Source organism: Deltaproteobacteria bacterium (assembly GCA_016875395.1).
GTDB lineage: Bacteria > Myxococcota_A > UBA9160 > UBA9160 > UBA6930 > VGRF01.
In genome coordinates this window covers 1-4025 of the sequence record VGRF01000062.1, presented here as the reverse complement: position 1 = coordinate 4025, position 4025 = coordinate 1, and the positions used below count along the sequence as shown (strand labels likewise).

4 protein-coding genes are annotated in these 4025 nt (G+C 70.6%); 2 read left to right on the top strand and 2 right to left on the bottom strand.

The genetic code is table 11. The features are described 5' to 3' along the window. The coding region (locus FJ091_21915; GenBank protein ID MBM4386008.1) for a sulfite dehydrogenase at positions 1–333 on the bottom strand (333 nt) is incomplete at its 3' end. Between the two features lie 140 nt (positions 334–473). Here FJ091_21915 and FJ091_21910 point away from each other — a divergent pair. Next, positions 474–2210, top strand: a complete 1737-nt coding sequence (locus FJ091_21910; protein ID MBM4386007.1) for an amidohydrolase — start codon at positions 474–476, stop codon at positions 2208–2210. Next, positions 2207–2653, top strand: coding sequence for a hypothetical protein (locus FJ091_21905; protein ID MBM4386006.1), 447 nt, complete (start codon positions 2207–2209; stop codon positions 2651–2653). The genes FJ091_21910 and FJ091_21905 overlap by 4 nt, the downstream gene beginning before the upstream one ends. A gap of 3 nt (positions 2654–2656) precedes the next feature. Here FJ091_21905 and FJ091_21900 read toward each other — a convergent pair whose 3' ends face one another. Further along, complete coding sequence (locus FJ091_21900) at positions 2657–3766, bottom strand: acetate/propionate family kinase (protein MBM4386005.1); 1110 nt, start codon at positions 3764–3766, stop codon at positions 2657–2659. Positions 3767–4025 lie beyond the last annotated feature (259 nt).

Below are 4025 nucleotides of genomic sequence, written 5' to 3'. Positions count from 1 at the left end.
GGCGGGAACGCCCGCGTGGTGCCGCTCGAAGTGCAGACCGTTCGGCGTGATGCGCCCGCGCAGCTTCTCGAGCGGCGTGAAGGACACGGCAGCGCCCGGCGCGACGCCCGGCGTGTCCGTGTAGGTCGCGCGCACGACGCCGCTCTCCTGCGGCGCGGGCATGCCGTAGCCGCGCGGCGGAGCGCCGGGCTGCCGCGACCAAGGCGCATCCGCGAGTCCTTCTCCGCGCGCGCGCATCGCCGCGAACGCGCCGGGCACGAGCAGCGCGTCGGCGAGGAACGCGCGGCGCTGCAGGAGGCCGTTGCCGGCGATGAGGTCGAGGCGGCGCGTCATGGAATCGGAGATTACGCCGAGTCGGGGCGCTCTCATCGCCACGAGCGTGCGCTTCGCGCGCGGATCTAGCGCGCAACTCTCGCGATCTCGGAACGCTGAATCGCTCGCGCCGTGGCACTCTCGCGGCGATCGGAGAAGCCATGCTCGGCCGCGCCTCGCACGTCCTGTTTGCCTTCGCCCTAACAGCTCTCGCGTGCGCAGGGGCGCCGCGCGAATCGGGCTCGAAGACCGAGCCCATCTGGCCCCCGCTCGAGCCCGCTTCGATCGTCTACCTCGGAGACCACATCCTCACTCTCGATCCCGCGCTGCCGCGCGCGCACTCGCTGGCCGTGAGCGGCGAGAAGATCGTGTGCGTTGCGGCGGACGATGCGTGCCGCTCGCACGTCGGCGCGGATACGCGCGTCGTCGAGCTCGGCGAGCGGGCTCTGCTGCCGGGCTTCGTCGACTCGCACGGCCACGTCGCGATGCTCGCCGGCTTCGTCGATCACGCGAACGTGTCGTCGCCGCCGGTCGGCCCCGTAACAACCATCGCGGAGCTGCAGGACACGCTGCGTGCGCATCTCGCCGCAACGTCGCCGGCGCCGGGCGCGTGGGCGCTCGGCTGGGGCTACGACGACTCGCTGCTCGCGGAGCAGCGCCACCCGACGCGCGACGACCTCGACGCCGTCGCCTCCGACCGGCCGCTCGCGATCCTGCACGTCTCTGGTCATCTCGCCGCCGCGAACAGCGCGGCGCTCGCGGCCGCAGGTGTTACGGCCGAGACGCCCGATCCGCCGGGCGGACACATCCGGCGGCGCGAAGGCTCGAACGAGCCGAACGGCGTGCTCGAGGAGACGGCGCTCTACGCGGTGTTGGGGAAAAGCCCGCTCGTCGCGCCGGTGAGCGTCGAGCAGCTCGAGCGCGCGCTCGGCATTCACGCCGCGAACGGCTTCACGCTCGTGCAGGACGGCGCGAGCGGCGCGGGCGACATCGCAGCGCTGCAGCGACTCGCCGCATCGGGCCGCGCGCAGCTCGACGTCGTGTACTTCCCCGTCGTGCGCGCGGAGGGTCAGGCGCTGCCCGAGGCGAAGCTACGCGAGTTCTCGGGGCGCGTCGCGTGGGGCGGCATGAAGCTCGTGCTCGACGGCTCGCCGCAAGGCAAGACCGCGTACCTAACAAAGCCGTATCACGTGCCGCCGCCCGGAAAGGACGCGAGCTACCGCGGCTATCCGATGATCCCTGCCGAATTCGTGGACGCCGCGCTCGCGCGCTTCCTGCCCGCCGGCATTCCCGTGATCGCCCACGCCAACGGCGACGCCGCGGAGGACGTGCTGATCGAGGCGGTGACGAAGGCCGCAGCGCTCGCTCCAGAACGCGACCACCGCACCGTGATGATTCACGCGCAGACGCTGCGCGAGGACCAGCTCGATCGCATGCGCGCGCTCGGCATGATCCCGTCCTTCTTCAGCGCGCACCCGTTCTTCTGGGGCGACTGGCACCGCGACTCCGTGCTCGGCGTGCCGCGCGCGATGCGCATCAGCCCCACTCGCTCCGCGCAGGACCGCGGCATCGCGTTCACCATCCACAACGACGCGCCCGTCGTGCCGCCCGACGCGATCCGCTTGTTGTGGGCGACCACGAATCGCCTCACGCGGAGCGGCCAGGTGTTAGGCGCCGAGCAGCGCGTGAGCGTCGAAGAGGCGCTGCGCGCGCTCACCGCGAACGGCGCGCGCCAGTACTTCGCCGAGAACGAGCGCGGCACGCTGACGCTGGGAAAGCTCGCCGACCTGGTCGTGCTCTCGCGCGATCCCGTGGAGCTGGGGCGGGAGAAGCTGCTCGAGCTGCGCGTGCTGGAGACGGTGTCGCGGGGGGCGATGGTGTTCGAGGCGGCGCGATGAACGCGCGCACGCGCTTGGCTGCTGGAGTCGTGGCCCTCCTGTTCTCCACGGCGCTCTGGGCCGACGAGGAGCTGCGAACAGCGACGAGCACACAGTTCTCGGTGGGTCAGGTGTGGAAGTACAAGACGCGAGAAGGAGAGACCGCTTCACGCGCTCATGTCGGAAAGATCGATTCCATCGGAGACAACATCATCGTTCACGTGAAGTTGACCGGACTCGTGATCAAGGCGGGCGGGGAAGTGGGCTCGGTGGTCGCTCATACACCGATCGCCGAGGAAGCTCTCGCTCGAAGCGTCACTGAGCTGACCTCGGAGACCCCGAACCTCGAACAGTTCTCCGATGGATACGCGGCCTGGCGTGAGGCCTTCGATGCCGAAGATGCAGGTTGGTTCACGCTCTCGCTCGCTGAGGTCGTAGGCACCATCGAGGCCGGACTGAACTAGGGATCAGCGCAGCAGCTCCGCCGTCGCCCGCGCGATCACGCCCTCTTCGTCCGTCGCGAGCACCCAGCACGACACTGCGCTCCCCTCGCGCGTGATGCGCAGCCCGCCACGCGCATTCGCTTCTGCATCGAGCGCCATACCGAGCCACGCGAGACGCTCGCACACACGCGCGCGCACTTCGGCGGCGTTCTCGCCGATGCCGCCGGTGAACACGAGCGCGTCGAGGCCGCCTAACAACACGGCCTGCCCGCCGACTTCGCGCACGATGCTCTCCACGAACAGGTCGAGGGCGAGCTTCGCGGCGGGCGCCTCGCTCGCGAGTAGCGCACGCAGATCGCGCGAGATGCCGCTCACACCCAGCAAGCCGCTCTCGTCGTAGAGCAGCCGCGCGAGGCGCGCTTCGTCCCAGCCGTCGCGCAGGAGATGCAGCAGCACGCCGGGATCGAGCGCGCCGGCGCGCGTTCCCATCACGAGGCCGTCGAGCGGCGTGAGGCCCATGCTGGTAGCGACGCTCGTTCGCCCGCGCAGCGCGGTCGCGCTCGCGCCGCTGCCGAGATGGAGCACGATCACGCGACCGTCCGCGCGTTCATCGAGTTGTTGGGGGAGCTGCGCGACGATCGATTCGAGCGAGAGACCGTGGAAGCCGTAGCGGCGAATGCCGGCGTCGTAGAGCGCCTGCGGCAGCGCGAAGCGGCGCGCAACCTCGGGCAGCGTGTGGTGGAACGCGGTGTCGAAGCACGCAACCTGCGCAAGCTCGGGCCGCGCCGCGCGCAGCGTCTCGATCGCGGCGATCGCGTGCGGCTGATGTCGCGGCGCGAGCGGCACGAGTGCGCGCAGCTCCGCGAGCACCGCGTCCGTGACGAGCGCGGGCGCCGTGAAGCGCGCGCCCCCGTGCACCACGCGATGCCCCGCGGCGACGAGGTGAAGCGTGGGCGCTTCGCTCGCGAGGCGAAGCTCGAACGCGGCGAGCGCGCGCGCGTGCGCATCCGCGCCACTCACGCCCTCGATCGCACCCCGCAGCACGCGCTCGGGAGCCGCGCCGCGCGCGAGCCGATACACCGCGAATTTGAGGCTCGACGAGCCGGCATTAAGCACCGCGAGGGCCTGTTGCATCGCGCGGGCAGATACCGCGAAATCGAGGAGTTCGCGTCTGACGCGGAGCTAGCGATTCTGCGGAATCGAGGGGTTCGCGTCAGACGCCGACTCATCGATTTGGTGCGCGCTTCCGTCCGATCGCGTCCCCGATGTGTCAGACTCGCTCGCCCTTTCGCGAGGTGCACCGATGGCGAAGCAGCGCATGACCCCTTCCGAGGCGTTCGTCGAGACGCTCGTTTCGCAGGGCGTGACCCACGTGTTCGGGATCGTCGGCTCG

Coding starts and splice junctions, on each gene's coding strand:
- FJ091_21910 (MBM4386007.1), top strand. CDS start 474: ATGCTCGGCCGCGCCTCGCACGTCCTGTTTGCCTTCGCCCTAACAGCT.
- FJ091_21905 (MBM4386006.1), top strand. CDS start 2,207: ATGAACGCGCGCACGCGCTTGGCTGCTGGAGTCGTGGCCCTCCTGTTC.
- FJ091_21900 (MBM4386005.1), bottom strand. CDS start 3,766: ATGCAACAGGCCCTCGCGGTGCTTAATGCCGGCTCGTCGAGCCTCAAA.